Raw genomic sequence first — 26,332 nt, forward strand, 5'->3', positions numbered from 1 at the left:
ATGCGGTTAGCCAACGATGGGTCGCTCCTCGGGCAGGTCGTACCGGCGCCCGCGTTCCCGCAGCGCGAGTGCCGAGGCCAGGGTGATCGGACCGAGCCTGCCGGTGAACATCAGCACCACCAGCAGCAGTTCCCCCAGGGGAGGAAGCTCACCGGTGATGCCGGTGGACAGGCCCACGGTGCCGAAGGCGGAGACGGACTCGAACAGCACGGCGTCCAGCCCGAACGGGGTCAGCATCAGCAGCACCAACGTGGCGAGGAACACCAGCGCCACCCCCACCAGCACCACGGTCAGCGCCTGACGGACGACCTCGTTGGAGATCCGTCGCCCTGCGATGTGCACCTGGGGTTCGCCGCGGGCCTCGGCGAGGATGACGAAGGCCAGCAGCGCGAAGGTGGTCACCTTGATCCCGCCCGCTGTTCCGGCGCTGCCGCCGCCGACGAACATCAGCACGTCGGTGACCAGCAGTGTCGCCGGGTGCATCTCGCCGACGTCGAGGGTGTTGAACCCCGCCGTGCGGGGGGTGAGTCCGTGGAACATTCCCACCAGCAGGCGGCCGTCGGTGCCGAAGTCGCCCAGGGTGGCCGGGTTGCTCCACTCCAGACCGGTGATGAGGACCGTTCCGGCGAGGGCGAACATCCCGTAGCCGAGCAGGGTGATCCGGGCGTGCAGTGACCAGCGGCGGTATCCGCGCGCCCACAGGTGCCGCGCGATCTCGAACAGTACGGGGAAGCCGAGCCCGCCGAGCACGAAGGCGACCACGATCGGTATGCAGATCCACCCGTCGGTGGCATACCGCATCAGACTGTCCGGGTACAGCGCGAAACCGGCGTTGTTGAACGCCGAGATCGCGTGGAAGACTCCCAGGTAGCTGCCGTGCGCCCACGAGTAGCCGTAGGCGTGCACCATCCGCATGGTCAGCACGACGGCGGTGGCGGCTTCCATGATCAGGCTCAGGCTGATCACGCCGAGGACGACGCGACGCACCTCACCCAGGTCCAGGGTTTTCGTCTCGGTCTGGGCGCTGCGCTGCACTCGCAGCCGCAACCGACGACTGACCACCAGCCCCAGCAGTGAGGCCAGGGTCATGATGCCGAGTCCTCCGGCCTGGATCAGCCCCATGATCACGACCTCGCCGAAGGTGGACCAGTGCCCTGGGGTGTCGACCACGATCAACCCGGTCACGCACACCGCCGAGGTCGAGGTGAACACCGCCGTCACCCACGGGGTCAGCTGGCCGTTCTCGGCGGAGACCGGCAGCATCAACAGCACGGTGCCCACCAGGATCACCGTGGCGAAACCGAACACCACCACGCGGGCCGGGTGCCCATGGGTCGGAAGCATCATCCGCGCGCCACGGATCACTCCTCCGGCGGCGCCCCACAGCCGCCGCGACATCCGCCCTCGGGTGCGGTCGCCGAGCCACGACATCAACGGCGCAACCTACGCCTCCGCACTGCTCCTTCTCAGGGTCTCGTGTTCCACACCACGTCTCCGACGATGGGGGGACAGCGCGGCGCGGAAGAGACCCCTTCCGGGGCGTCACTCGGAGGTCGGAGGACAGGACGCTCCGTACCGTTCGGTGCTGCCGGCGTGTTCGCTCGCCGGGGTGAACGGTTGCTGGCGCTCCTCGGTGAGAGGGCGGGTGATTTCCCCGTGGTGCCCGGCGGAAGTGCTACCGGGAGGGCACCGCCGGGGCGGCGGGGATGTCGAGTTCGGTCCGGGCGTAGTGGTTGAAGTAGTTGGTGAAGATGTTGACCAGCACGGGGGCGAACAGCTCGGTGAGTTCGGTCTCGGACCAGCCCGCCGCCTTGGCTCCCTGGGTGTGGGCCGACTGGCAGTAGCCGCGGTCGTTGGTGTTACCCACGGCCAGGGCGATGGCCTCGCGGGTGGGGGCGTCGAAGGTGCCGTGCTCGGTGATGGCGTCCAGGATCCCGCCGTAGGCGGCCAGCACCACCGGGGAGTGGGCCATCTCGCCGTGGATGTTGAGCACCGTGCCGAACTGGTCCCGCAGCTGCTGGAGACGTTGCCGGGACTGCTGGGGAGCGTCCTCGACCGAGTGAACCGGGATGCGTGGCATGTTCTCCTCCTTCCTCGCCCAGGACTCCGTGGTGTGCGGGACCGGGCAACCGTGTTCGTCGAAGCGGGAGCGGCTGGTCCCGGCCGGAAACCGTCGTTTCCACGCGGGGTCGCGACCGTGAAGCGCGCGGACACACCGCCGCCCTCCCTCGCACCCGAAGCCAGTCGTTCCGAGGGGGCGGTGCATACCGGTGGGGAAGAACCCATCGTGTCACCACGCTGACAGTTGGTGCCCCGCGCGGCGCGGGACGGGACTGTAATGGGACCGACCGAGCCCGAGGAGGTCTCCCATGCTGCGTGCCGTGTATCGCGGTCGGGTGCTCGCCAGGAACCCGAGGTGGGATGAGTGTGCTCGCTTTCCTCCGGCACTCCGGACCAAGGACCTCGTGGCCTTCGCCGCCGGGGCCTTCCTCGAGAGGAGGGGAGTTCGCCCGGCATCGGTGCTCGGGTGCGCCGAGCCACCGGCGGGGACGAGACCGTTCCGACCGTCCTCGTCGGTGACACCGCACTGGTCAACCCCGGGATGCGGGACGTACGCGCCACCGTGCGCGAGTCCGCGCCCCATTTGCTTCGGGAAGGAAACACGGACATGTCCACCACGATGTCCTCGCAACGGACGCTGTTGACCCAGGCCGCCGGTGGTGCGCTGGCCGGTCTGGGCGGCGGTGTCGTCTTCGGGATCATGATGGCGATGATGGGGACGCTGTCCATGATCGCTGGTCTGGTCGGTTCGGACAGTGCGCTGGTCGGCGGTGTGGTGCACCTGGTCATCTCCGCCTTCTTCGGCGTCGTCTTCGGGCTGCTCACGGGTTCCACGAGAGTGGGACCGTTGCTCGGTTTCGGCGTGGCCTACGGCGTGGTGCTGTGGGTCGTCGGCGGTTTGATCCTCTTGCCCGCCGGGCTGGGGATGCCGGTGTTGCAGCTGGGTATGTCCACCGTGCCGAAACTCCTCGGCCATCTCGTCTTCGGCGTCGTCACCGCGCTGTGCCTGTACTTGTTCCGGCGCAGGGGCGCGCACTGATCCGGTCGCGGCAGCCGAACACCACGTCCCCGGGCCGGTTCACCCCTCCCCAGGGACGGTGGTCGTGGGAAACGCACTGACCGAGGGGCACTCGCCGCCCTCGGTCGGTGCGTTCCACGACGGAGGAGTCCACATCGGTCAGCGTTGGCCCGGGGTGATCCGACGGGCTCCCTTCAGGGAACGGCCCGTTTCTCCAGTCCTTCGGTGTCGTGCAGGTCGATGGTGGCGTAGCCGATGGCGATCAGCTCGCGGTGTTCGAAGTCCTTGAGGACCTTGTTCAGCGACGGACGCTGCACCCCGATCATGGCCGCGAGGGTGCGCTGCGGCAGCAGTACCTGTCCTTCCACGGCCTCGTCGAGCAGGAGCCGGGCCACCTGCTGCGGCAGGGAGCGCCCGAGCAGTCCGAGGATGCGTTGTTGGCTGGTGGCCAGCCGCTGGGCGATGCTGGACAGCCAGCGCCGACTGATCGCGGGCCGTTCGGCCAGCAGGCGTTCGAACCCGTCGGCGTCGAGCAGCAGGGCGGTTCCCTCGTCCAGGGCGCGGCCGGTGTAGGGGAAGGGCATGTCCAGCAGGTGCTGGATGTCCCCGTCCACGTCCCCGGGATGCAGCACGTGCACCACCGAGCGGCGCCGCCCGGATCCGACGGTGAGTTCGACCCGACCCCGTTGGATGATCCACACCCCCCGGGGCTCGTGCTCGCCTCCGAACAGCCGCTCACCTCGGGCGAACCGTCGGGTTCGCAGGAACGCGGCCAGCGCCGTCACGTCCTGGGAGCCCAACGGTGACGCGTCTCCCCGGCCGACGCAGCGGGCCACCCAGGCGGCCTGCCGCAGGGCCGTCTCGTCGGCGTCCGCCGGACCGAGCAGCCGCATGGCCCGGTGCAGGAAGCCGGACTGGGGGAAATCGGAGGAAGTCACGACCACATGGTGGCAGTCACAGCGGCCCCTCTCCTCGCGGAGGACTCGACGGCGGGAGACCGGGCGTGACACGCGAAAGCGACGTACCGTGCGGCGGAACCCTGTCAGCCGGGCGGCTCGTTCGACACCGCGGCCGTGTACCCGTGTTCGGTGATCGCTCGTGCCAGCTCCTCGTAGAAGCGTTCGTCGTCGGGGAGGTTCGCGTTCAGCCCGTCGACGTAGCGGTTGAACATGCAGAACGCCGCGGCGATCAGCACCGTGTCGTGGATGTCCACGTCGTCGGCACCGGCCTCGCGGGCCTCGGCGACGCGCTGCTCGGTCACTTCCCGCCCGCCTTTGCGGACGTCCTCGGCCAGGTTCAACAGGGCGCGCGTTCTCGCGGGCAGCGCGGCCTGGTGCGGATTCGCGCACGCCGCTTCGACCGCCTCGTTCCCGCCGGGGATCTGGTGTGCGGCGAACGCGCCGTGGGAGGCCGCGCAGAAGGTGCAGCCGTTGCCGGACGAGACGGCCGCGGCGATCAGTTCGCGTTCTCCCCGGGACAGGCCCTGCTCGTCCCGGAGCAACGCGTCGGCCAGCTCGGTCAGGGCACGGCCCGTGCGGGGACGGTAGGAAATCAGTCCGAGAATTCCGGGTTGTTCGTTCTGGGTGTCGATGTGTGGCATGGTCGCGACCCTACTGCCGTGAGTTAGCTGGACACAGCGTGAAATGCGCCGGAAAGGTGACGCGGAATCACTGGAACGGTCCCGAATCGGGGACATTCCTGGTATATTCCGAAAACCGTTGGTCATTCCGGCGGGAACGTGAATCTCGTGTTCTGTCCGCCGCGCGGGAGGTCCGGCCTCGTCCCGGCATGGCGGTGTCCTGACCGAACGGTCTTCCGAGGCGAGCCCCGGGGGTGTCCATGGACGAGGGGGACTGGCGCGGTTACCTGTCCGCCTTCCACGACGAGCGCTCCGGCGTCACCGAGCGGGTGCTCACCCGCTGCGCGGGGGATCCCTACGGATGGTTGACCGAGCCGCTGGAGACCACCACGGGGTGGATCGTGGACCTGGCCTGCGGCTCGGCTCCCACCCGGGACCGGCTGCCCGGGCACCGGTGGGTGGGGGTGGACGGCAGCGCCGGTGAGCTGGCGGTGGCCGCCGCGCGGGGACGCGGTCCGCTCGTCCGGGCCGACGCGGAGGCGTTGCCGTTCGCCGGGGGCTCCGCCGATGTGGTCTGCGCGGCGATGTCCTTGCAGCTGCTCACCCCGTTGGACGGGGTGCTGGCGCGGGTTCGCCGGGTGCTGCGCCCCGACGGGCTCCTCGCGGCGCTGGTTCCCGCTCGGCTCGGGTTCGACCCGCGTGGTCTGCCGGCGTGGGCGCGGGTGCTGCGTGCCCTCGGGGTCCGTGGCCAGTCCTGGCCCAACCCCGGGGCCTGCGACGGTCTCGGTGGGCTGTTGGCCGAGCGGGGATTCCGGGTGCTGTCCAGCCGACGTCGGGTGTTCGGGTTCCCGGTGGACTCGGCGGAGGCGCTGGGAACGCTGCTCGACGGCCTCTACCTGCCCGACACGAGCCCGGAGCGGATCGCCGCCGCGCGGGAGTCCCTGGCGGCCTGGGCACGGCCGGGTCGGAGGCTGCCGATCCCGCTGCGGCGTGTGCTCGCCCGTCCGTAGGGGGGCGGTCGACGGGGCACCCTCGGCCCGTTCTCCGCGTGCCTTCCGACGGCTCTTCCCGGAGAGCCACGGGGTCCGCCGCCGCGCGGGTCCCGTGGCCGGGAACTCACTCCCGCGTGTCGGAGTCCCGCTCGTCCCGGTTGAGATTCTCCGGGGCCTTCCGTGTCGTCCGGTGGGCTTCGTGCATGACCGGCGCGGCGGCCTCCACGGTCGAGGCCGGGTCGGCGGCGAAGGTGCTCTGCTGGCCGGCGGCCTGGTGGGTCGTGCCGGTCAGCGCGGTGACCAGGCCGAGCACGCTTTGTGCCTCCGGGGAGGTCTCCCGCACGATCTTGGGATCCCGCGGTTCCCCCGTGTCCTCCGGGGGCTGCTGGTGCATCGGGTCGTGTTGGGGCACGCACGCCGAGCGCAGCGGGATGTGGTCGGCGAGTTCCTGTTCGGTGCTCGTGCCGGACCGGGAGGTCTGCTGGGCGGCGCCGAAGATGTTCTGAAAGACCATGGTGTCGTCCTCGTGGGGTGTCAGGCTCGGCCCAGGTTGTGCGGCCGTTTCTCGTTCAGCTGTTCGGCGGCGGGAGCAATGCGTTCGGGGGCGAAGGCCGTGTGTTCCACGTCGAGGGCCGAGACCGTCTCGGCGATGCCCTTCGGCCGGTACTGTTCGCCGTGCTCGACCAGGCCGAGCAACCGGATGTCGCGGGCGACGACCTCGGCACCCTCGGGTTCGAAGTCCTGGAGGGTGAGTTCCCGGACGGGGGCCCGGTCGGGGTAGTGCAGGGCGACGTAGCCCGCGAAGGTGACGGGGAGTTCGTAGGTGTACTGCTTCACCTGTCGCCGCTGGGTGGCCAGGGTTTCCACGCGCTGTCCGCCCGGGATGTCGCCGGAGATGGTGGAGCGTGAGCTCCACGAGGTGGTGAGCGAGCCGCTGACCGAGGCGGTGATGCCGAGCATCAGCTGGGCGAACAGTTCCGAGGTACCCCTGGCCGCGCCGATCGCGGTGTCCGTGGTGGTGTTGGTGGTCGACTTCTCCGTGCGGTCCTGGGTTTCCGAGCCCTGGTTCTCGGGGTGCTGGTGGTTGATGTTGTTGTGCGAGGTGGTGCTCTGCACGCTGTTCTGCAGGCTCTTCTGGATCTGCGTTTCCAGTTCCGCGCTGGTGCGGGCCCCGAAGGTGAGTTGTGCCGTCCCCTCGACGGACCAGCTGATCGTGTTCGAGATGGAGAACTCGACGGTGTCCTCGAAGTGGCGGGCCACCCCTTCGGCACGGTTCACGTAGGCGCGGGTGGACAGCACGTCCGGGGGAGGCTGGGTGATGTCGCTGCGCTCCTCCACCAGGGGCGCGCCGATGTTCATGTAGGCCATCCAGCCGCGATCGGCCGCCGTGGGCCCGGAGAACTCCCCGAAAGTCGTTTCGTTGACGGACAGCCCGGTCGGTGACTGTCCGTTGTGTTTCAGTTCGTCCCTTTTCAGGATGTCGCGGACGGATTCTTCGGTGATTCCCAGTTCGGCCAGATTCTGCGGTGTTATCAGGTGGCGTTTGACGGTGTCGACGTCATAGGCCGGGGCACTCGCCGGTACTGTCATCGTCGTGGAGCTGCCTTCGGGAGAACGGGACACGTTCCGGGGTGTGGGGAACGTGTCGTGTGGCTTTTCGTCGATTCGGTGTCCCGCTCGGGGAGCCAGACACCACTGATTATGAATATCTTTCTCGATTGCGACAACGAAGTCATGATCATGCCACTCTTTCGAGTGATCCAGTGGTGCTCGCTCGGAGCCGAATGGGCCGATCACTCGTGGCAGCCGAGCAACCCGGTCGAACTCGCCCGAAGTGGTCAGAGCGGGGTCGTCGGTCGGGGTGCGTGACACGACCGGGAACGGAGAAGTGATGCGAGACTTCCTCAGAACCGCTTCGGTGTTGCTGGTACTGCTGGCGCTGGTGGGCTGCGCGCCGCAGGCCGCCCGCCGGGAACCCGGAACACGGCCCACCACGACGCAGCGGCCGGAAAACACCGTGCGGGCCGAGTTCACACGTCTGGAGCAGCGTTTCGGGGCGCGGCTCGGTGTTCACGCGCTCGACACCGGCAGCGGGGAGATCGTCACGCACCGCGCCGACGAACGCTGGGCCTTCTGCTCCACGATGAAGACGTTCACGGCCGCGGCCGTGCTGCGCCGCAACACCGTCGAGGATCTCGACCGGAGGATCACCTACACCCGCGCGGACCTCGTGCCGTACTCGCCGGTGACCGAGAGACACGTCGACAGCGGCATGACGCTGCGCGAGGTACTGCGGGCCGCGCTCCGCGTCAGCGACAACACCGCGCAGAACCTGCTGCTGCGCGAGCTCGGCGGCCCGGAGGGCCTGCAACGGGAACTGCGCGAACTCGGCGACACCACCTCGCACGTCGACCGCTACGAGCCCGAGCTGAACGAGGCCGAACCGGGGGATGTCCGGGACACCAGCACCCCGCGCGCCCTGGCCGCGAACCTGCGCGAGGTCGTGCTCGGGGACGCGCTCGCCCCGGAGAAGCGGAAGATCCTGCGCGGCGCGATGCGGAACCCGCCGTTGACCGAGGAGCTCGTCCAAGCCGGAATGCCCGAGGGCTGGGAGATCGAGGACAAGTCCGGTGCGGGAAAGTACGCCACCCGCAACGACATCGCGGTCCTCTACCCGCCGGAGCGCGACCCGATCGTGCTCGTCGTGATGACGAGCAAGTCCGATGAGGACGCCGAGTACGACGACGCCCTCGTCGCCGAGGCCGCGCGGACCACCCTGGACATGCTGGAGTGACCGTCGCGTGAGACGGTCACGGAACCTACGCCAGGGTTCCCAGCCAGGTGGTCAGCGCGTACAGCCCCGCGTAGGTGGCCACGGCGATCAGCGCGGTCCCGGCCAGTCGTCGGCGCCAGCGGCGCACTCCCGCGAGGTCGCAGTGGTCGCGCCGTCGGAGGGCGATCCACACCAGCAGGGCCATGACCGCCAGTCCGGCCAGCCGGAACCACCAGGCGTAGTTGTCGTAGAGGTCGGTGGCCCACACGAACGCGGTGCCCGCCCCGACCACGCCCAGCAGCGCCAGCATCGCAGGACCCACGCAGCACAGGATGCCGACGAGCCCGCCGGTGACCCCGATCCGCCACATCGGCAACCGTGCCGTGCGGGGTCCGCCGCGCTCGGATGTTCGTTGGTCGGGTGTCACGAGCACCTCCGGGGTGGTTCTTTCCGCGTGAAACGCGCCCCCGTGGTCGTGTCGGGGACACCGTCAGTGCAACTCCTGCCGGACGGCACGCGCACGCGAAGTGTCAGCGGGCGGACAACCGGCGCGAAATCCCGTCCGGAACGTGGTTGGCTGGCGGTCATGACCGACTGTGACGTGCTGGTGCTCGGAGGGGGCGCGGCCGGACTGGCCGCCGCGGAGACCGCCCGGCGGTCCGGAAGTCGCGTGCTGCTGGTCACCGAGGGCCCGCCCGGCGGGGACTGCACGTTCACCGGCTGCGTGCCGTCGAAGACGCTGATCGGGGCGGCCGCCACCGGACTGTCCTTCCCGGCGGCGATGGAGCGGGCGCGGGCGACGGTGCGTCGGCTGGCGGCCACGGAGGACGAGGGGGTGCTGCGGGAACGGGGGATCCACGTCGTGCGGGGGCGGGCGCGTTTCCGCACCGCGCGGACCGTCGAGGTGGACGGGCGCCGGTTCACCGCCGGACGGGTCGTGCTGGCCACCGGATCCCGCCCGGCCGTCCCGGACCTCCCCGGGTTGGAGAAGGTTCCGCACCTCACCACGGACACCCTGTTCGAACTGACCGACACACCCGCCTCGCTGCTGGTGCTCGGAGGGGGCGCGGCCGGCTGCGAACTCGCCCAGGCCCTCGCCCGGTTGGGGGTGGGTACCACGCTGCTGGAGGGGGCCTCGCGGCTGCTTCCCGGGATGGACCCGGACGCCTCCGCCGTGCTGACGCGACGGCTGCTCGCCGAGGGAGTCCGGGTGCGCACGGGAACCCCGGCACGGGCCGTGCGCGCGGCGGACGGGAAGGTGCTGGTGGAGCTCGCCGACGGGGAGACGGCGCGGGCCGAACGGCTGCTGGTGGCCACCGGGCGGCGAGCGGACACCGCCGGGCTGGGCCTGGAGCGGATCGGGGTACGCACCGACGGCGGGTGGGTTTCGGTGGACCGGCACATGGACACCGGGGTGCCGGGGGTCTCCGCTGCCGGGGACGTCACCGGGCTGTTCGGCCACACCCACGGTGCCTACGCGATGGGGCGGGTGGCCGTGCTGGCCGGTGCGCGGCGGGTGCGGCGCCCCACGTTCGACCCCGCCACGGCCCCGGAGGTCGTGTTCACCTCCCCTGAGGTGGCCACGGTCGGGGTGGGCGAGCACGAGCTCGGCCACGACAGCGGCGCCCGAGTCGCCCACCTGCCGATGAGCGAGGTGGACCGCGCGGTGACCGCGGGAGCCGAGGAGGGGTTCGTCAAGCTGTTCGCCGGGCCGCGCCGGGTGGTCGGACGTCTCGGCGGAGGCCGGGTGCTGGGGGCGAGCATCGTGGCCGAACGTGCCGGGGAGATGATCCACGAACCGGCTCTGGCGCTGCGCACCGGCATGTTCGCCGGTCGGCTCGCCCAGACGGTGCACGCCTACCCGAGCTGGTCGATGGCAGTGCAGCAGGCCGCCGCGCAGTTCGTCGGCGGCCACGACGGTCGTCTCGCCCGACCCGTGGCCGAAGGGTGACCCCGGCGGGGACCGAAGTGTCCGCGAGCGGACAGTTCCGCTGCGAACCGCCCACCGGGCTGGTGGGCTTGCCGCATGAGCGAACCGTCCGAGAGTGTCGAACCCGCCCGGCGCGAACGCGACCGCGACGAGGTGTTCGTGGAGTTCACCAGGAGTGTCTGCCCGGTGTGCAAGGTGGTGGTCGACGCCCAGGTCAACATCCGCGACGACAGGGTGTACCTGCGGAAGCGCTGCCGCGAGCACGGGGAGTTCGAGGCGCTGGTCTACGGCGACGCGCAGGCTTACATGAACTCCGCGCGGTTCAACAAACCGGGCACGATCCCGCTGACCTTCCAGACCGAGGTCGCCGAGGGATGCCCCTCGGACTGCGGGCTGTGCCCGGAGCACAAACAGCACGCCTGCCTGGGCATCATCGAGGTCAACACCGCCTGCAACCTGGACTGCCCCGTGTGTTTCGCCGACTCCGGGCACCAGCCGGACGGCTACTCGATCACCCTCGAACAGTGTGCGCGGATGCTGGACACCTTCGTCGAGGCCGAGGGCGAGCCGGAGGTGGTGATGTTCTCCGGCGGCGAGCCCACCATCCACAAGCACATCCTCGACTTCGTCGACCTGGCCCAGCAGCGGCCCGTCAAGGCCGTCAACCTCAACACCAACGGCATCCGCCTGGCCACCGACCGGCGCTTCGTCCAGGCTCTGGGGGAACGGAACCGTCCCGGCAAGCGGGTCAACATCTACCTGCAGTTCGACGGGTTCGAGGAGGCCACCCACCACGCGCTGCGCGGCAAGGACCTGCGGGAGCGCAAACGCCGCGCCCTGGACAACTGCGCCGAGGCCGGGCTGACCGTCACCCTGGTCGCCGCGGTGGAGCGCGGCCTCAACGAGCACGAGATCGGTGACATCATCCGTTTCGGGGTCCGGCACCCGGCGGTGCGTTCGGTCTCGTTGCAGCCGGTCACCCACTCGGGGCGGCACGTGGAGTTCGACCCGCTGAACCGGATGACGAACTCCGACGTGATCGGACGCATCGCCGAACAGTGCCCCGAGTGGCTGCGCGGGGACGACTTCGTCCCGGTGCCGTGCTGCTTCCCCACCTGCCGCTCGATCACCTACCTGCTGGTCGACCACAAGGAGGACAGCACCGACGTGGTGCCGATCCCCCGGTTGGTCGACGTCGACGACTACCTGGACTACGTGAGCAACCGGGTGCTGCCCGACCAGGAGCTGCGTCGGGCTTTGGAGAGACTGTGGAGCGCCTCGGCGTTCCCCGGAACCGAGACCACGGCGGAGAGCCTGGAGACCACCGCAGCCGAAGCGGAGTGCCGCGCCTGCGGCATCGACCTGCCGGAAGCCGCCCGGGGACTGGCCGACAAGGCCTTCATGATCGTGGTGCAGGACTTCCAGGACCCCTACACGCTCAACGTCAGACAGCTCATGAAGTGCTGCGTGGAGGAGATCACCCCCGACGGGCGGATGATCCCCTTCTGTGCCTACAACTCCGTGGGCTACCGCGAGCGGGTGCGGGCCGAGCAGTCCGGGGTGCCGGTGGCCGGGGTGGTGCCCAACGCGGCCGAACTGCGCGAGGTGGTCGTCGACTCCCCCTACGGTTCGAAGAACGCGGCCCCCGACGCCGAGACCTCCCGCGAGGGGGATGGCTCGTGACCGAGGAGAACGTTCCCACCGATCCCGCCGTGCTCAAGAACTGCTGCGCGGCGGCCTACGGGCACGACGCGGTCGCGCTCGTGCTCGGCGAGTCCTACCACCCCGGTGGGCGCGCGTTGACCCGGGCGCTGGTCGAGAAACTCGGGGTGGCCGAGGGGGACCGGGTGGTCGACGTCGCCGCCGGACCCGGAGACACCGCCCGGCTGCTGGCCCACGAGTACGGGGCCCGCGTGGAGGCCACCGAACTCAACGCGGACACGGTGCGCCGGGGCCGGGAGGCCACCGAGCAGGCCGGGCTCACCGGGCGGGTCCGCTTTCACCCCGCCGACGCCGAGCGGCTGCCGCTGCCCGACGGGATGTTCGACGCGGTGGTCTGCGAGTGCGCCTTCTGCACCTTCCCGGACAAACCCGTGGCCGCCGGCGAGTTCGCCCGGCTGCTGCGCCCCGGCGGGGCGGTGGGGATCGCCGACGTCACCGTGCGGGAAGGGGGGCTGCCTCGGGAACTGGCCTCGCTGGCGGGCTGGATCGCCTGTGTCGCCGACGCCCGGCCGCTGTCCGAGTACGCCGCCCTGCTGAACCGGGCGGGGCTGCGGGTGGAGCACACCGAACGGCGCGACGGGGCTCTGCGCGGGATGATCGACACGATCGACGCCCGGGTCAGGCTGCTGCGCATGACCGTTCCCGACCGGCTGGAGGCCCTCGGGGTGAATGTGGACACCGTGCTCGAACACACCCGCGTCGCCGCCGAGGCGGCCGCCGAGGGTGTGCTCGGCTACGCCCTCGCGGTGGCCCGCAAACCCTGACCCGCCGACCGTCCCCCGCCGGGGCGGGACGCTTCCCACGCGGGAGGGGTCAGCGGGTGATCGGCGCGACCGTCTCGGCCAGGCCGTCCAATGTGGTGGGCTGCTGCTCCCCGGTGCTCAGGTCGCGCACGGTGACATGGCCGGTGCTCCAGTCGTCGGGGCCGACGATGACCACCGCCCGCGCCCCGGCCTTGTCGGCGCGGCCGATCTCCTTGCCGAGCTTGCGGACCTCCAGCGGGGTGGTGGTGCGCAGCCCGGCCGCGCGCAGCCGGGAGGCGGCCTGCCGGGCCGCGTCGAACAGGGCGTCCTCGGTGGGCAGCACGACCACGTCGACCCTGTTGTCCGGTTCGGGCAGCAGCCCGTGGGTGCGCAGGAAGTCGAACAGGGTCACGTCGCCCATGCCGAACCCGAAGCCGGACACCTCCTTGGGGGAGTACAGCCCGACCAGGTTGTCGTAGCGACCCCCGCCGAACAGGGAGCGCCGGTTCTCCGGGTTGGTGTCGAAGACCTCGAAGACGGTGCTGGTGTAGTAGTCGAACCCGCGCACGATCAGCGGGTCGACCTCGATGAGCTCACGCGCCTCGGTGTTGAGCACCTCGATGAGCTTCGAACGTTCGCGGGTCTGCTCGGAGAGCATGTCGAGCACGCCCTCCCCGGCCGTGACGACCTCGCCGAGGCGTTCGAACTGCTTGTCGGTCAGCCCGGCCGCGTGGGCGTCGGCGGCGAGCTGTTCCCGGGTGCTCTTCTCCCACCGGTCGATCAGCCCGGCGGTGGCGCGGGCCTGCTCGTCGTCCAGCCCCAGGATCTCGCGGAAGACCCCGTCGAGCAGCACCCGGTCGCTCATCCGGATCCGGTACATGTCCCGGCTCGCGCCGAGCGCGTGCATCATCGCGTGGATGAGCTCGACGAACTCGATCTCGACGGCCGAGCTGGTCGAGCCGAACAGGTCGACGTTGATCTGCCAGTGCTCGCGCACCCGGCCCTTCTGGGGGCGCTCGTAACGGTGGCAGTTCGGGTGGGAGTACCAGCGCACCGGGAACGTCAGCCCGCCCATGTTGCCCGCGATGATGCGGGCCACCGAGGGCGTCATCTCCGGGCGCAGCGCCAGCCGCCGCCCGCCCTGGTCGGTCAGGGTGTACAGCTGCTGCTCGACGATCTCCTGGGAGGACTTGGCCTCGTAGATCTCCACGGGCTCCAGCTGGGGACCGTCGTAGCGCTGGTAGCCGAACGACTCGATGACCTCGTAGAGCCGATGGAACACCTGCTGCCGTGTCGACATCTCCGCGGGCAGGAAGTCCCGCGTTCCCCGGTACGGCTCGGTCGGCAGGTAGTCGGCCACGATGATCCCTCGAACAACCGGTTGACTGATGGGCCGGTGCCCAGGGTAGTCGACGGCTCGTGCGGTCGTGTGGCGGCCGCACCCGGGGGCGCCCGGGGAGGCCAGTCGCTCCCGTCACGACCCGGGATGGTCGGGCTCGACGCGGCCTGCCCGGAGGCGTTTTCCGCGGATTCCGCTTTCGGAGGAAATCCCGATTGTGCCGTGGATGGGACTCGAACCGGCTTGATCGTGAGCGGTGTCGCGGATCGCATTCCTGTGACCGGTGTCGACGGTATTGTCACCGGTTGTTTCGCCTAGGTCGCGGTGATGTCGAGGAGCGCTGATGGAAGAACACGACAGTGTAGCACTGCGGCTCTATCGATGGTGGTTCGAAACCCTCACAGGTTGGATCGCCGAATTCTTTCTGTGCTGGTGCGTCATCCCGATCCAGCTTGTCGCCGCATGGCTCAGCAGTACGTGGACCGGTATCGGTTGGCTCAACGCGCTGTTGCTGGTGGTTCTGGCCTGGGGATTGAACTTCCCCGTGTTCCTCGTGGTCCGGAACACGCTGGGACACGCACAGGAGGAAGGCGGCTATAAGCGCCGACAAATGTTGCCGGCGACCGTCATCGGACGCGTCGTGTCGAACACGGTGGCTTTCACGCTCGCTGCCACGAGCCCCTTGGCGGGCGGCTTGGTCGGTCTGGCGACCGGTGCGGTCACCGCCGGCGCCGACCTCCTGATCGCGTTTCCCCCTCGCGACGACGACGAGGACTACCAACAAGAGCGAGTCGAGTTCCAGCGACAACTGCGGGACATGCGGGAACGTGGAGAACTGTGAACCGTGGTCTCTTCCGCCGTGCGGCGAAGACCGCGCTTCTGCTGGAAGCGGCGACACTACCGGTGGCCGCCGCGACCGTCGTGATCGTTGTGCGGGCTCCGGTAGCACTGCTGGTCAGCGCCGGTGTGGCCGCTGTCCCGGACGAGCCCACGCCCCCGTGGTGTCCCCTGTCCTAGTGCGTTTGCCCTGGTGAGGACTGTTCCTGCAGAGCGCCACTGGTGGATCACGTGTTCGGTTCGAGGTCCGGCGTCCCAGCCACCCACAGCGGGCGGGAGACATCTGACAGGTGCGGCACGTGGACACCTGACGGGGTCGTTCGTAGCGGTGATCGTGTGCGGTGCGCCGGTCGTCGGGAAGACGGATTCACCAGCGCGGTCGGTCCTGGGCGCGTTGGGGACAGCAGCGGGTGGGATGGGAACTCCGTTGATCCCAATTTTCGGCAAAATCGGCCCGTCCGGAGCGGAGGCGGGGATTATCGCCCGCCGCCCCGGGTGGTCGCCCTCGCCCCGAGCGGGACGACCACCCGGCGGGTCGTGTCAGCGCGCGGCCGGTGCGACCTCGGCGGCGTGCGCGGCCAGCGGGTTCTCCAGCGTCCCGGCGAAGGCCAGCGCGCTGCTCGGGTCCTGCAGGTCGACCATCTGCTCGTTGTTGCCCAGTTGCAGCCTGTTCAGGCAGGACAGCGAGAAGCGCTCGGCGAACAGGTCGTGGCGCCGGAACTTCTCGGCCAGCTCGGGGACGTCGCGCTGGTAGTCGCCGACGCACTCGGCCACCACCCGCCAGAAGTCCTGTTCGGCCAGCAGCCCCTCCTCGGACAGGATCGAGCACAGGAAACGGAAGAAGCAGTCGAAGATGTCGGTGAACAGGGACAGCTCCCGCAGGTGCTCCGGCACCACCGAGCGGATGCGCTCGATCTCGGCGGGCAGTTCCCTGTCCGCGTCCAGCACCGCGATCTCCTCGGCGATGTCCTTGAGCAGCGCCCGGGTGGGCACCCCGTCGTCGAGGACGAGGATGATGTTCTCGCCGTGCGGCATGGCCACCAGGTCGTGGGCGTAGAACAGGTGCAGCAGCGGCCGCAGGTAGGCCTCCAGGTACCGCCGCAGCCACTGTTCGGCCGCCAGCCCGGAACGGCCGATCAGCTCGGCGACCACCGAGTCCCCGAACCGGTCCACGTGCAGCAGCGCGGCCATGCTCACCAGCCGCTGCCCCGGACGCAGCTTCGGCACCGGGCTCTCCCGCCACAGCGCGGCGAGCATCTTGCGGTAGGGCGAGCCCTTGGCGCCGGCGGCCTCGTAGTACTCGTTGTGGTAGCCGATCGCGGCCCGCTCCCGCAGGATGTCGAAACCGGTCCCGGCCAGCACCGGGTCCTCGGCGATCAGCCCGGACAGCCAGTCGTTGATGGCCGGGGTGGCCCGCATGTACTCCGGTGACAACCCTCGCAGGAACCCCATGTTGAGCACCGAGATCGCCGTTTTCACGTAGTGCCGCTTCGGGTTGCTGCGGTTGAAGAAGGTCCGGATGGACTGCTGAGGCTGGTACTCGTCGGGACCGGTGCCGAGCGGGACGAGGTTGTTGCGGGCCACCTCGGCGGCGAAGGTGATCGCGAGCTTGTTCTCCCACTGCCAGGGGTGCACCGGCAGCAGGTAGTACTCCTCCGGGTCGAGTCCGCGCCGCCGCAGTCTCCGGTCGAACTCGGCGCGGGTGTGCTCGTCCAGTTCGGAGGTGACCAGCTCCCGGTAGTCGGTCTCGGCCGAGACCGTGAAGGTGCAGTGCCGCCGGTGCGCGGCCGTCCACATCAGCGCGACCGCTCCTCCCGCCTCGGGGGCGTAGTCCAGGAACTCCCGGCTGTCGAAGCCGATGCGTCCGCTGTTGGCCACGAAGCACGGATGCCCCTCGGTCAGCCCGGCCTCCACCGCCTGGAACCCGGCGTCGAGCAGGTCCGCCGAGCGCGTGGCCGGGGCGGAGAGCTTGAACGCCGTGCTGGCCAGGGTGCTGCTGATCTCCTCCAGGTAGACGGGCAGCATCTCCGTGCGCAGCCCCAGGCTCTGCCGGAACTCCAGGAACAGCGCGAGCGCGTCCAGCGGCTGCTCGGCTCCCTCGGAGTGCCGGGTGATGCTGTCGGCCTCGACCCGCCAGTGGAACAGGCTGCCCAGCCGGGCCGTGAAGTGGTAGCGCACCCGGCCGTCGTCGCTGTCGACCCGGTAGCGCCCCTCGGAGGTCTCCACCGGCCGCAGCAGCCGTTCGTGGGAGAACTCGGCCAGCGCCTTGCGCACCAGTAATCGGTTGGCGGTCTCCCAGTGTTCGGGGGTGAGGTGGGCCGCCGGGTCACGGTGATCGGGGTGGCTCAACGGGGGACCTCCTGGTCGGTGGCGGGCCCGGTCAGGCTCGCGTGGTACTGGGAGCGGGTGCAGGTGCTGAGCAGCGCCGTCTTGCCCGGCAGGGAGACGGGGCCGAGCTCCTCGAAGCCGACGGCCCGGTTCATCCGGTGCACGGCTGTGTTGCGCACGTCCGGTTCGACGACCACCCGCTGGTTGGCCGGGTCGGAGAACAGCAGTTCCATCACGGTGCGCAGCACGGCCAGGGTGAACCCGTGCACCGGGGTGTCGGTGGGGGCGACCAGGAAGTGCATCCCCACGTCGCCGGGCCGGATCGTGTGCACCCCGTCCAGGTCGCTGCCGACGAGGTCGTAGCGCTCGGCCACGAAGGCGGGGGTTCCCTCGTGCAGGCCGAGCAGCGCGTCGTGGCCCGGGGTGGCGGCGATGCGGTGGAACTGCCGGGAGACGTCGTCCACGGTGGCCTGGTTCATGAGCCAGAACGCGGACTTGGGGTGGGTCAGCCAGCGGTGCAGCAGTTCCACGTCGCCGTCGGGGTCGACGTGGCGCACGGTGAACTCGCCGAGCCGGTCGTCGGTGCGCCTGAACACGGTTCCGGTCATGCTGCCGGGTCCTTTCGGGACTGCTCCTGCTGGGGAGCGGCGAAATCCTGGAAGGCGATGGAACGTTCGATCGGGTAGTACTCCTTGCCGAGCATTTCCCGGATGATGCACGAGTTGCGGTAGGCGGCCATCCCCAGATCGGGTGTGACGAATCCGTGGGTGTGCAGCTCCGCGTTCTGCACGAAGATCTCGGTGCCCGTGTGGTCGATGGCGTAGTTGCGTCCCACGTCGAAGCGGCCCCGCTCGTCCCAGGCGATCCGGTCGCGTACCGGGTCGAGCAGTTCGGGCACCTCGTAGCGGTAGCCGGTGGCCAGCACCAGACCCTCGGTGTCCAGGGTGAACTCCTCGCCCTGTTCCTGTTGCAGCAGCCGGAGGGTGTAGCGGCCGGTCTCCGCGTCGTGCGAGGCCGAGGTGACCGCGGTGTTGGTCATCAGCCGGGTGGGGCAGCGGCGGCTCAGGTTCTTGACGTAGAGCAGATCGAAGATCCGGTCGATCAGGTCGGCGCTGATCCCCTTGTACAGCCCGCGTTGGCTGGCCAGCAGGGACTGCCGGGTCTCGTCGGGCAGCGAGTGGAAGTAGTCGACGTACTCCGGAGAGGTCATCTCCAGGGTGAGCTTGGTGTACTCCAGCGGGAAGAACCGCGGTGAACGCGTCACCCAGTTGAGCGTGTAGTCGTGCTCGTCGATCTCGCTCAGCAGGTCGTGGTAGATCTCCGCCGCGCTCTGCCCGCTGCCGACGACGGTGACGCTGTCCTTGCCCAGCAGCGACTTCCGGTGCCGCAGGTACTCGGAGTTGTGGATGGCGTCGCCGCCCAGGTCCCGGCAGGACTCGGGGACGTGCGGCGGGGTGCCGGTGCCCAGCACGATCCGCCGGGCGCGGTAGGTCTCCACGTCGCCGCTGTCCACCTTCGTGGCCTGTACCAGGTAGAGCTCCTCCTCGGCGTCGTAGGTCACCGAGGTGACCCTGCGGCCGAAGCGGACGTTGTCGAGCTTGCGTGCCGCCCAGCGGCAGTAGTCGTTGTACTCGGCCCGGTGGGGGAACCAGTCGGCGCGGATGTAGAAGGAGTACAGCCTGCCGACCTCCTTGAGGTAGTTCAGGAAGGAGAACGGCGAGGTCGGGTCGGCCAGGGTCACCAGGTCGGACAGGAAGGGCGTCTGGAGGGTGCTGCTTTCCAGCATCATCCCGCCGTGCCAGTCGAAGTCGGGTTTGCTGTCCAGCAGCACCCCGTTCAGTTCGGCTATCGGCTCGGTCAGGCAGGCCAGGCCCAGGTTGAACGGGCCGACCCCGATGGCCGCGAAATCGTAGGTCGTTGACATGCGGGCTCCGGTTCGGGTCTCGGTCATCCGGCGTGGCGGTGCGGGGCCGCCTCGTCCGGTTCCTTCAGGTACCGCTCGGCGTGTTCGGCGATGAGCTCGTTCACCTCGGCGATGTCGCTCAGCGTGGTCCTGGGGTTGAGCAGGGTGAACTTCAGATGGGTCCGTCCGTCCACGACGGTCTCGGCCACGGCCGCGACCCCGGAGGAGTACAGCGCCTGGCGGGCGTGCATGTTGGCCCGGTCGCAGAGTTCGGGGCTGACCTGTTCGGAGGGCACGTAGCGGAACACCAGCGCGCTCAGCTCGGGGCGGGTCACCACCTCGAAGCGGGGGTCGACGCTCAGCATTCCCCAGGCCTGCTGGGCCAGGTCCAGCACCCCGTCGAACAGGCGGCCGAGCTGTTCCGGGCCCATGATGCGCAGGGTCAGCCACAGTTTGAGGGCGTCGAAGCGCCGTGTGGTCTGGATGCTCTTGTCGACCTGGTTGGGCACGCTGTCCGCGTGGTGCTCGGGGTTGAGGTAGTCGGCGTGGTAGGTGACGTGCCGTAGGGTGGCGCGGTCGCGCACGAGGACCGCGCTGGAGCTGACCGGTTGGAAGAAGGACTTGTGGTAGTCCACCACCACCGAGTCGGCGTGTTCGATGCCGGACAGCGAGGGGCCCCGTTCGGAGACCAGCAGCCCGCAGCCGTAGGCGGCGTCCACGTGCATCCACACCCCGGCCGCCGCGCAGCGTTCGGCGATCTCGGGCAGCGGGTCGATGCTGCCGAAGTCCGTGGTTCCCGCGGTGGCCACCACGGCCATCGGGATCAGCCCCTCCCGGCGGCAGCGCTCCAGCTCCCGGTCCAGTTCGGACGGGATCATCCGGCGTCGTTCGTCGCAGGCGACCGGCACCACCGCCTCGCTGCCGAGGCCGAGCAGTTTGGCGGCCTTGACGATGCTGAAGTGGCTGTCCGTGGCGGTCAGGATCCGCATCCTGGACAGTTGCCAGCCGGTTTCGGGGCTGGTGGCCTGCCCGGCCAGGGCCTGTTCGCGCGCGATCAGCAGGGCCTGCAGGTTGGACTGGGTGCCGCCGCTGGTGAAGATGCCGTCGGCCCGGTCGCCCAGGCCGAGTCGTCCGGCGGTCCAGTCGATGAGCTGGCGTTCGATGAACGTGCCGCCGGCGCTCTGGTCCCAGGTGTCCAGTGAGGAGTTGATGGCCGAGCCGATCGCCTCGGCCAGCAGGGCGGGGATCACCACCGGGCAGTTGAGGTGGGCGAGGTAGCGCGGGTGGTGGAAGTGCACGGCGTCCCGCAGGTAGACCCGTTCCAGTTCCTCCAGTGCCTCGTCCGTGCTCCCCAGGGGATCGTCCAGGTCGATCCGGCGTACTTCCGGTTCGAGTCGTTCGGGGGCCACTCCGGTGGTGGGGCGGTCCCTGCCGGTGAGTTCGGCGACCACGCGTTCCACCCCGCGCAGCACGGAGTCGCGGTAGTGGGCGGTGTTGCGTTCGTCCAGCAGCTGGGTCTGTGGGTCAGCCGGGCGTGCTGAACTCCCGGACGGTTCCTCGGCCTGGGAAGCGAGGAAACTCATGCTCCGTCCTCCTCGTGTTCGGAATCTGGGGTGGAGCTCCGTGGCGGTGGCCCGGAAGGGCGTGTGGCGTCGGCGTCGGGTGCTGTTCCGGTCCGTGGGTGGCGGTTCGTGGACACGACCCCCCTCGGAGAAGGTTAGCCTAACTTTCCGAGAACTTAGGCTAACCTATACGCCCTGGTCTGTGGGGTGAGAACGTTCACGAAAACCGACGCCGGTCGGCCTGTTGCGCTCCGCTCCGGAGCGCGTCAACCCGGTGGGCCGTGGCCGAGAGGCGGGAAGCGGCGCGGGGCGACGAGCTGCCACCGGACTCCCCCGGAGCGTGACCAGACTGAGCCGTTCGGACAGTGAACCGTTCGGGGCGAAGAGTGACGACGTCGACCGCTGTCAGGACGGCTCCTCCGCCTCGACGTGGTCGGGGCACGCGTTCGCTTCGTGGCCTCTCCTTCGGGCGGCGGTGTCGTGCGTACGGTTCGCCTCCGACGCGGTCCTTCCTGTGCGCGTGCTGCGAATCGGGCGATTCGGTTGAACGAGGATATCTCTCTGCGGCCGGACAACTTGTGGCCGAAAAAGCAAAGCGGCTTGTCAATATTCCTGGGCTCGTGGTCATCGGAGGTTTGTGAACAAGTTGCTTCCAAATATTGTTCTTGCGCCTTCAACAACAAGGGATCAGGAGACTGAACGAGTTCGTGCCCAGGTCCGCCGGCGTCAACGGCGGACAATGGACAAATCGCCCTGGGGGATCATGGTGTGGTTGGGTATGTACCATGCGCGATCACGCCGTATTTTCCCCGTGTGAACATGACGGAGAATGGTCTGTGGAGGTCAAGCTCGACCGGGTGTCGTTCTCGTACGGACGTCACGTGGCGCTGAACGATGTCTCGTGGTGCATCGGTACGGGAGTCAACGGGCTGCTGGGGCCGAACGGTGCCGGCAAGACGACGTTGCTGTCCCTGCTGGTCACATTGGCGAAGCCGAGTGAGGGAACCGTCCGGATCGGTGAGCACGAGCTCACCACGGCCGGCGGGCGTAAAGCGGCTCGCCGCTTGCTGGGCTTCGTGCCCCAACGGTTCTCGCTCGCCCCGGAGATGCGGTTGCGTGACACCGTGGCCTACACGGCCTGGGTGAACGGGGTTCCGGACGCGGACTGCATGGCCGCGGCAGAGCCCGCGCTGCGCGAAGTCGGTTTGCGGGAGCAGGCACGTTCCCGGGTGCGCACGCTGTCCGGCGGACAGCGGCAACGCCTGGGTATCGCGGCGGCTCTGGCGCACGATCCGGCGGTGGTGGTGCTGGACGAGCCCACCGTCGGACTCGATCCCGGACAGCGTCTGCGGGTGCGCGAGATGATCGCGCGGCTCGGTCAGCAGCGCACGGTCGTGCTGTCCAGCCATCTGCTGGAGGACGTGGCGCGGTTGTGTTCCCGGGTTGCGGTGTTGGCCGAGGGAAAACTGGTCTTCGACGACACGAACGAGCGGTTCCACACCGTCCTCGAAGACACCGCGAACGCTGCCGAGAGCTCGGCCCTCGGCTCCGGTTTCGAACTGGCTTACGAAGCGCTCGTCAGTCGACTGGGGGAGTGACGATGAGATTCTTCCCGATAAGACGCTTTTCCGGCTGGCCACTGGGAGTGTTCCCGGTGCTGGTTCCCGGTCTGCTGATTCTCGCGGCCGCGCTGTCCCAGACCAGCGAAATGTGGAGTTGGCGCCATCAGGTGTGGATCCACACCTCGGCCAAGTTCCACGAGGAACCGTTGATTCTCGCCGCGCCGGTGGCGGCAGCGGGCGCGGCCTACTACGCGGGACGGCTGACCGACGCCAGCCGCATCTTCGCCCAGCCCAATTCGCCCCGCAACGATGGTCAGCTCGTCACACGACATCTGTTGACCCTGTGCGGGTTCTTCACGGGCGCCTACGTCGTGGGCATGGTGCCGATGGTGGTGCTGACCGCGCTGCGGGCCCCTACGGGAGGGCCGCACGTACTCGTCATGCTCGTCGGTGTGCTCGCCGTTGTCGCCGCGACGAGTGTGGGCTACACGGCCGGGGTGCTGACCGGGACGGCCTGGATCTCTCCCCTGATGCTGGTGCTCGGGTTTCTGGCCATCCAGCTCAACGGATTCAGCCAGGGGTTGTTTCTGCCCGCTGTTCCGGTCACACACGGAATCGCGAGTCTGGGCGAGGTGCCGAACACTCCCGTGCTGCTGTATCGCATCGCCTTCCTGGTCCTGCTCTCGACGGCGACGGTGATCGTGGCCGTACGTTCCCTGTCCCGGCCACGGCGCTGGAAAATCCCGTCACTGTTGTCCGTGGGGCTGGTTGGGGCGCTCGTGTTCACGATCCTGGTGCCGCTGTCGGGAAGCAGCCCGAAACTGTACGCTGATGCGGCGAACCCGCCACGGACGTGTCGTACGGTCTCCGGGGTGGAATACTGCGTCCACAGCGGACACCGTGCTCGGTTGGACACGATCGTCTCGGCCGCACGAGCCGTCTACGAACAGTACGGCAGCGTACCCGAACGGGCTTCACGCGTTCGGGACGCGTCGCTCGGTGAGTCGACTCGGACTGACGGGGTCACTCCTGCGAGAGTGACCATGCATGCGAGCAATCCACCCACGATGCTGACAAGAAGCGTTCAGAACAGTGTCGCTTTTCGGTTGGTGGGAACCGGTGCCTGTAGACAGCGTTACCCCGAGCGAAAACAACCGGCCAGGAGCGGAGCTCTGGTGAACTCCTCCCATCCGGCCGATATCGCGACCGAACTCGCCTACTGGCTTCTGGGACGGGCCGAGAAGACAGCTGAGCTGCCTCCGAGGTTCGGTGCCGTCCCGGCTTTCGAGGGCAGTGATCCGCAGGAGGTGCGTGCCTGGATCGCGGAGCACGAACGCCAGATCGCCACTTGCACGCTGGAGAGCGGGCCATGACGACGCTGCGGCTGGTCGTGCTCGCGCGGGCCGTGCCCCGCCTCGCTGCTCTCCTGGTTCTCATGACCGGACTGTCGTGGACGTTCTACCACACCGCCATCACGATAGATCTGAACGTCTCGCCTTTCGCTCCGAGTCACACCGTTCCGATGCCGGAGATGATCGCCATGATCACCGGGATACTCGCGGCGACCGTGCTGCGACCACGTCTCTGGGAATGGGAACGTCTCGGTGGTCCGCGCGTCCGGCTGGTGGCCGTGACACTGGCAGCGGTGGCGATGGCGGCACCGCTGCTGCCTGCGCTGATCGGGCTCTACTCCATGCCCGGGGACAGGACGCCGACATGGTTGGTGTCGAACACGCTCACCATAGGTGCGACGGTCCTGCTGCTGTCAGCCCTGATCGGCCCCCTCCTGGCGGGAGGTGTCACTCTGGGCTGCTATCTCGGTCTCGTGCTGCTCGACAACCTCGTCGTGGGTGCTCGTCCCTTCCTGCCCTTGGCCACCTATCCGGCCACGCACGGAAAGTGGCTACCGCCGCTGATCCTGATTCCGCTGGCGCTGGCTGTCCACGCGGTCACCCGTGGTACGAGCGCTTGGGCGCACAACCTCGGCCGCAACGAGAACTGACCGCGGATGGGAGCCTCGCGGCGGTTACGTGGCCAGCCGATCGCGGACGTCTGCGCGGAGCGCAGGGGTATTTCCACCTGGAGAACTTCAACACACCCGCCAAACCTAACCTAACGTAAGTGTTATTTTGTGCCTTCGGGTGTGTCCGTGGCGACGGGAACCGCAAGGACGTGTCCTCCGCCCTCTCCGGGGCCGCCGGGAGCACACCGCGAGCCGGGACGCGAGGGCGTGCCCCGGTTCGGCACGGATCCGTCGAACTCCCCGCAGCGGTTGGCAACGATGAGTCAGACACGGCAGTCCCCCGACACCGACCGGGCGGCCGACCCGGTCGCCGAGGCCGGAAGGCGCCGCACGTTCGCGGTGATCAGCCACCCCGACGCGGGCAAGTCCACGCTGACGGAGGCGCTGGCGCTGCACGCCAGGGTGATCTCCGAAGCCGGCGCGGTGCACGGCAAGGCCGGCCGGCGCGGCGTGGTCTCGGACTGGCTGGCCATGGAACGCGCCCGCGGCATCTCGATCACCTCGGCGGCCCTGCAGTTCTCCTACCGCGACCACGTGATCAACCTGCTGGACACCCCGGGCCACGCGGACTTCTCCGAGGACACCTACCGGGTGCTCTCGGCGGTGGACTGCGCGGTGATGCTGGTGGACGCGGCCAAGGGCCTGGAGGCGCAGACCCTGAAGCTGTTCGACGTGTGCCGCCACCGGGGAATCCCGGTGATCACCTTCGTCAACAAGTGGGACCGCCCCGGCCGCGAGGCGCTGGAACTGTGCGACGAGCTGCGCGAGCGCATCGGCCTGCGCCCCATGCCGCTGACCTGGCCGGTCGGCGTCGCGGGACAGTTCCGGGGGGTGCTGGACCGCACCACCGGCGAGTTCGTGGGCTTCGAACGCACCGCCGGCGGTGCCACCCTGGCCCCCGAGAACCGGATGTCGGCCTCCGAGGCCGCCGAGCGGGTCGGCGCCGAGTGGCGGGACACGGTGGAGGAGGCCGAGCTGCTGTCGGCCTCCGACGGGGACCTGGACGTGGACGCCTTCCTGCGGGGCGAGGCCACCCCGGTGCTGTTCGGCTCGGCGGTGCAGAACTTCGGCGTGCGCCACCTTCTCGACCTGCTGCTCGACCACGCCCCGTCCCCCGGCCCCCGGGAGGACGTGCACGGGCGGCCCCGTGGGCTGGACGCGCCCTTCTCGGCCTTCGTGTTCAAGGTGCAGACCGGCATGGACCCGGCGCACCGGGACCGGGTGGCCTTCGCCCGGGTGTGTTCCGGGGAGTTCGAGCGCGGCATGGTGGCCACCCACGCGGCCACGGGGCGTTCCTTCGCCACGAAGTACGCCCAGCAGGTGTTCGGCCAGCAGCGGGAGACCGTGGAACGGGCCTATCCCGGCGACGTGATCGGGCTGGTCAACGCCTCCGCGCTCGGGGTCGGCGACACCCTCCACTCCGGGAAACCCCCGGTGCACTTCCCGGGGATGCCCCAGTTCGCCCCCGAGCACTTCGCCGTGGCCCGCGCGGTCGACCCGGGCCGTTCCAAGCAGTTCCGCCGGGGCATCGAACAGCTCTTCCAGGAGGGGGTCGTGCAGGTGCTGCACTCGGAGCACCGGGGTGACGGCGCTCCGGTGCTGGCCGCGGTGGGGCCGATGCAGTTCGACGTGGTGACCCAGCGCATGGAGTCGGAGTTCCGCTCGCCGGTGAGCCTGGAGCGGCTGCCCTACAGCGTCGTGCGCATCGTCGCGGACCCGCAACAGCGTCCGATGCTGCACACCCACAACAGCGAGGTCCTCGACCGCCCCGACGGCACCGCCCTGGCCGTGTTCGTCGACCGCATCTCCCTGCGGTCCCTGCTGCGGCTGCGTCCCGAGCTGCGGCTCGACCACGTGGTCGCCGACGCCGAGTAATCCCGCCACGACCTGCGAGTTCCCCGAAGTCGAACAGGAGTTCCCGTTCCGTGCCCGCCGCCCCCGTCACCCCGACCTCGACACC

Annotated in this window: 23 protein-coding genes; 11 read left to right on the plus strand and 12 right to left on the minus strand. The window is 69.2% G+C overall.

Going from position 1 to position 26,332, the window contains the following annotated elements; all coding sequences use genetic code 11:
* Positions 1-6: 6 nt before the first annotated feature.
* A complete protein-coding gene (locus CEP50_RS16185; RefSeq protein WP_106114811.1) occupies positions 7-1,347 on the minus strand; it encodes a TrkH family potassium uptake protein in 1,341 nt (446 codons plus the stop codon).
* Positions 1,348-1,675: 328 nt separating this feature from the next.
* Positions 1,676-2,080 carry a carboxymuconolactone decarboxylase family protein gene (locus tag CEP50_RS16190; RefSeq protein WP_106114791.1) on the minus strand — a complete coding sequence of 135 codons (405 nt, stop codon included), beginning with the start codon at positions 2,078-2,080 and terminating at the stop codon, positions 1,676-1,678.
* Positions 2,081-2,527: 447 nt separating this feature from the next.
* Here CEP50_RS16190 and CEP50_RS16195 point away from each other — a divergent pair, with 447 nt between their 5' ends.
* A complete protein-coding gene (locus tag CEP50_RS16195) occupies positions 2,528-3,100 on the plus strand; it encodes a DUF1440 domain-containing protein (protein ID WP_219905517.1) in 573 nt (190 codons plus the stop codon).
* A 173-nt stretch (positions 3,101-3,273) separates the two neighbouring features.
* On the opposite strand, the gene CEP50_RS16200 is transcribed toward CEP50_RS16195, so the two are convergent.
* The gene (locus CEP50_RS16200) at positions 3,274-3,972 is read right to left on the minus strand and encodes a Crp/Fnr family transcriptional regulator (RefSeq protein ID WP_374957102.1); all 699 of its coding nucleotides are present in this window, start codon (positions 3,970-3,972) and stop codon (positions 3,274-3,276) included.
* 149 nt (positions 3,973-4,121) lie between these two features.
* Positions 4,122-4,679 carry a peroxidase-related enzyme gene (locus tag CEP50_RS16205; RefSeq protein ID WP_106114793.1) on the minus strand — a complete coding sequence of 186 codons (558 nt, stop codon included), beginning with the start codon at positions 4,677-4,679 and terminating at the stop codon, positions 4,122-4,124.
* A 239-nt stretch (positions 4,680-4,918) separates the two neighbouring features.
* Here CEP50_RS16205 and CEP50_RS16210 point away from each other — a divergent pair, with 239 nt between their 5' ends.
* Complete coding sequence (locus CEP50_RS16210) at positions 4,919-5,668, plus strand: class I SAM-dependent methyltransferase (protein ID WP_106114813.1); 750 nt, start codon at positions 4,919-4,921, stop codon at positions 5,666-5,668.
* Positions 5,669-5,774: 106 nt separating this feature from the next.
* On the opposite strand, the gene CEP50_RS16215 is transcribed toward CEP50_RS16210, so the two are convergent.
* Together CEP50_RS16215 and CEP50_RS16220 are read right to left on the minus strand one after the other, a co-directional pair.
* Positions 5,775-6,164, minus strand: a complete 390-nt coding sequence (locus tag CEP50_RS16215; protein WP_106114794.1) for a hypothetical protein — start codon at positions 6,162-6,164, stop codon at positions 5,775-5,777.
* Positions 6,165-6,184: 20 nt separating this feature from the next.
* The gene (locus CEP50_RS16220; RefSeq protein ID WP_106114795.1) at positions 6,185-7,240 is read right to left on the minus strand and encodes a hypothetical protein; all 1,056 of its coding nucleotides are present in this window, start codon (positions 7,238-7,240) and stop codon (positions 6,185-6,187) included.
* 301 nt (positions 7,241-7,541) lie between these two features.
* On the opposite strand from CEP50_RS16220, the gene bla reads away from it, so the two are divergent.
* A complete protein-coding gene (gene bla / locus CEP50_RS16230) occupies positions 7,542-8,444 on the plus strand; it encodes a class A beta-lactamase (protein ID WP_258175340.1) in 903 nt (300 codons plus the stop codon).
* 25 nt (positions 8,445-8,469) lie between these two features.
* Here bla and CEP50_RS16235 read toward each other — a convergent pair whose 3' ends face one another.
* Positions 8,470-8,793 (minus strand): hypothetical protein, encoded by a 324-nt coding sequence (locus CEP50_RS16235; RefSeq protein ID WP_374957103.1) that lies wholly within the window; start codon positions 8,791-8,793, stop codon positions 8,470-8,472.
* A 216-nt stretch (positions 8,794-9,009) separates the two neighbouring features.
* On the opposite strand from CEP50_RS16235, the gene CEP50_RS16240 reads away from it, so the two are divergent.
* The 3 genes from CEP50_RS16240 (at position 9,010) to CEP50_RS16250 (ending at position 12,839) form a co-directional block, all read left to right on the plus strand.
* Positions 9,010-10,374, plus strand: coding sequence for a dihydrolipoyl dehydrogenase family protein (locus CEP50_RS16240; protein WP_106114798.1), 1,365 nt, complete (start codon positions 9,010-9,012; stop codon positions 10,372-10,374).
* Positions 10,375-10,449: 75 nt separating this feature from the next.
* Positions 10,450-12,036: a radical SAM protein gene (locus CEP50_RS16245; protein WP_106114799.1), complete on the plus strand. Its 1,587-nt coding sequence runs from the start codon at positions 10,450-10,452 to the stop codon at positions 12,034-12,036.
* Positions 12,033-12,839, plus strand: coding sequence for a class I SAM-dependent methyltransferase (locus tag CEP50_RS16250; RefSeq protein WP_106114800.1), 807 nt, complete (start codon positions 12,033-12,035; stop codon positions 12,837-12,839). Before CEP50_RS16245 ends, CEP50_RS16250 begins: the two co-directional genes overlap by 4 nt.
* 49 nt (positions 12,840-12,888) lie before the next feature.
* Here CEP50_RS16250 and hisS read toward each other — a convergent pair whose 3' ends face one another.
* Entirely contained in the window at positions 12,889-14,178 is a 1,290-nt protein-coding gene (gene hisS / locus CEP50_RS16255) for a histidine--tRNA ligase (RefSeq protein WP_106114801.1), read from the minus strand.
* A 322-nt stretch (positions 14,179-14,500) separates the two neighbouring features.
* On the opposite strand from hisS, the gene CEP50_RS16260 reads away from it, so the two are divergent.
* Positions 14,501-14,998 (plus strand): hypothetical protein, encoded by a 498-nt coding sequence (locus tag CEP50_RS16260; protein ID WP_106114802.1) that lies wholly within the window; start codon positions 14,501-14,503, stop codon positions 14,996-14,998.
* 536 nt (positions 14,999-15,534) lie between these two features.
* Here the strand turns inward: CEP50_RS16260 and CEP50_RS16270 are convergent.
* The 4 genes from CEP50_RS16270 to CEP50_RS16285 are packed head-to-tail and all read right to left on the minus strand — an operon-like array spanning position 15,535 to position 20,808.
* Positions 15,535-17,343, minus strand: a complete 1,809-nt coding sequence (locus tag CEP50_RS16270) for an IucA/IucC family protein (protein ID WP_106114804.1) — start codon at positions 17,341-17,343, stop codon at positions 15,535-15,537.
* The gene (locus CEP50_RS16275) at positions 17,340-17,930 is read right to left on the minus strand and encodes a GNAT family N-acetyltransferase (RefSeq protein ID WP_106114805.1); all 591 of its coding nucleotides are present in this window, start codon (positions 17,928-17,930) and stop codon (positions 17,340-17,342) included. The genes CEP50_RS16270 and CEP50_RS16275 overlap by 4 nt, the downstream gene beginning before the upstream one ends.
* Complete coding sequence (locus CEP50_RS16280) at positions 17,927-19,246, minus strand: lysine N(6)-hydroxylase/L-ornithine N(5)-oxygenase family protein (protein WP_106114815.1); 1,320 nt, start codon at positions 19,244-19,246, stop codon at positions 17,927-17,929. Before CEP50_RS16280 ends, CEP50_RS16275 begins: the two co-directional genes overlap by 4 nt.
* Positions 19,247-19,269: 23 nt before the next feature.
* Positions 19,270-20,808: a pyridoxal phosphate-dependent decarboxylase family protein gene (locus CEP50_RS16285; protein ID WP_106114806.1), complete on the minus strand. Its 1,539-nt coding sequence runs from the start codon at positions 20,806-20,808 to the stop codon at positions 19,270-19,272.
* A gap of 815 nt (positions 20,809-21,623) precedes the next feature.
* Here CEP50_RS16285 and CEP50_RS16290 point away from each other — a divergent pair.
* From CEP50_RS16290 to CEP50_RS16305, 4 genes are all read left to right on the plus strand, one after another.
* Positions 21,624-22,385, plus strand: a complete 762-nt coding sequence (locus CEP50_RS16290; RefSeq protein WP_106114807.1) for an ATP-binding cassette domain-containing protein — start codon at positions 21,624-21,626, stop codon at positions 22,383-22,385.
* Positions 22,386-22,387: 2 nt separating this feature from the next.
* Positions 22,388-23,722: a hypothetical protein gene (locus CEP50_RS16295; protein WP_146134820.1), complete on the plus strand. Its 1,335-nt coding sequence runs from the start codon at positions 22,388-22,390 to the stop codon at positions 23,720-23,722.
* Entirely contained in the window at positions 23,719-24,351 is a 633-nt protein-coding gene (locus tag CEP50_RS16300) for a hypothetical protein (protein ID WP_106114809.1), read from the plus strand. The genes CEP50_RS16295 and CEP50_RS16300 overlap by 4 nt, the downstream gene beginning before the upstream one ends.
* 279 nt (positions 24,352-24,630) lie before the next feature.
* Complete coding sequence (locus CEP50_RS16305; RefSeq protein ID WP_106114816.1) at positions 24,631-26,247, plus strand: peptide chain release factor 3; 1,617 nt, start codon at positions 24,631-24,633, stop codon at positions 26,245-26,247.
* Positions 26,248-26,332: the final 85 nt, after the last annotated feature.

The organism is Actinopolyspora mortivallis (genome assembly GCF_003001495.1).
Lineage (GTDB): Bacteria > Actinomycetota > Actinomycetes > Mycobacteriales > Pseudonocardiaceae > Actinopolyspora > Actinopolyspora mortivallis_A.

Excerpts from the sequence above, each read along its gene's own strand:
- CEP50_RS16185 (WP_106114811.1), bottom strand. The coding sequence starts at position 1,347 with ATGATGCTTCCGACCCATGGGCACCCGGCCCGCGTGGTGGTGTTCGGT.
- CEP50_RS16190 (WP_106114791.1), bottom strand. The coding sequence starts at position 2,080 with ATGCCACGCATCCCGGTTCACTCGGTCGAGGACGCTCCCCAGCAGTCC.
- CEP50_RS16200 (WP_374957102.1), bottom strand. The coding sequence starts at position 3,972 with ATGCGGCTGCTCGGTCCGGCGGACGCCGACGAGACGGCCCTGCGGCAG.
- CEP50_RS16205 (WP_106114793.1), bottom strand. The coding sequence starts at position 4,679 with ATGCCACACATCGACACCCAGAACGAACAACCCGGAATTCTCGGACTG.
- CEP50_RS16210 (WP_106114813.1), top strand. The coding sequence starts at position 4,919 with ATGGACGAGGGGGACTGGCGCGGTTACCTGTCCGCCTTCCACGACGAG.
- CEP50_RS16215 (WP_106114794.1), bottom strand. The coding sequence starts at position 6,164 with ATGGTCTTTCAGAACATCTTCGGCGCCGCCCAGCAGACCTCCCGGTCC.
- CEP50_RS16220 (WP_106114795.1), bottom strand. The coding sequence starts at position 7,240 with ATGACAGTACCGGCGAGTGCCCCGGCCTATGACGTCGACACCGTCAAA.
- bla (WP_258175340.1), top strand. The coding sequence starts at position 7,542 with ATGCGAGACTTCCTCAGAACCGCTTCGGTGTTGCTGGTACTGCTGGCG.
- CEP50_RS16235 (WP_374957103.1), bottom strand. The coding sequence starts at position 8,793 with ATGTGGCGGATCGGGGTCACCGGCGGGCTCGTCGGCATCCTGTGCTGC.
- CEP50_RS16240 (WP_106114798.1), top strand. The coding sequence starts at position 9,010 with ATGACCGACTGTGACGTGCTGGTGCTCGGAGGGGGCGCGGCCGGACTG.
- CEP50_RS16245 (WP_106114799.1), top strand. The coding sequence starts at position 10,450 with ATGAGCGAACCGTCCGAGAGTGTCGAACCCGCCCGGCGCGAACGCGAC.
- CEP50_RS16260 (WP_106114802.1), top strand. The coding sequence starts at position 14,501 with ATGGAAGAACACGACAGTGTAGCACTGCGGCTCTATCGATGGTGGTTC.
- CEP50_RS16275 (WP_106114805.1), bottom strand. The coding sequence starts at position 17,930 with ATGACCGGAACCGTGTTCAGGCGCACCGACGACCGGCTCGGCGAGTTC.
- CEP50_RS16280 (WP_106114815.1), bottom strand. The coding sequence starts at position 19,246 with ATGTCAACGACCTACGATTTCGCGGCCATCGGGGTCGGCCCGTTCAAC.
- CEP50_RS16285 (WP_106114806.1), bottom strand. The coding sequence starts at position 20,808 with ATGAGTTTCCTCGCTTCCCAGGCCGAGGAACCGTCCGGGAGTTCAGCA.
- CEP50_RS16295 (WP_146134820.1), top strand. The coding sequence starts at position 22,388 with ATGAGATTCTTCCCGATAAGACGCTTTTCCGGCTGGCCACTGGGAGTG.
- CEP50_RS16300 (WP_106114809.1), top strand. The coding sequence starts at position 23,719 with ATGACGACGCTGCGGCTGGTCGTGCTCGCGCGGGCCGTGCCCCGCCTC.
- CEP50_RS16305 (WP_106114816.1), top strand. The coding sequence starts at position 24,631 with ATGAGTCAGACACGGCAGTCCCCCGACACCGACCGGGCGGCCGACCCG.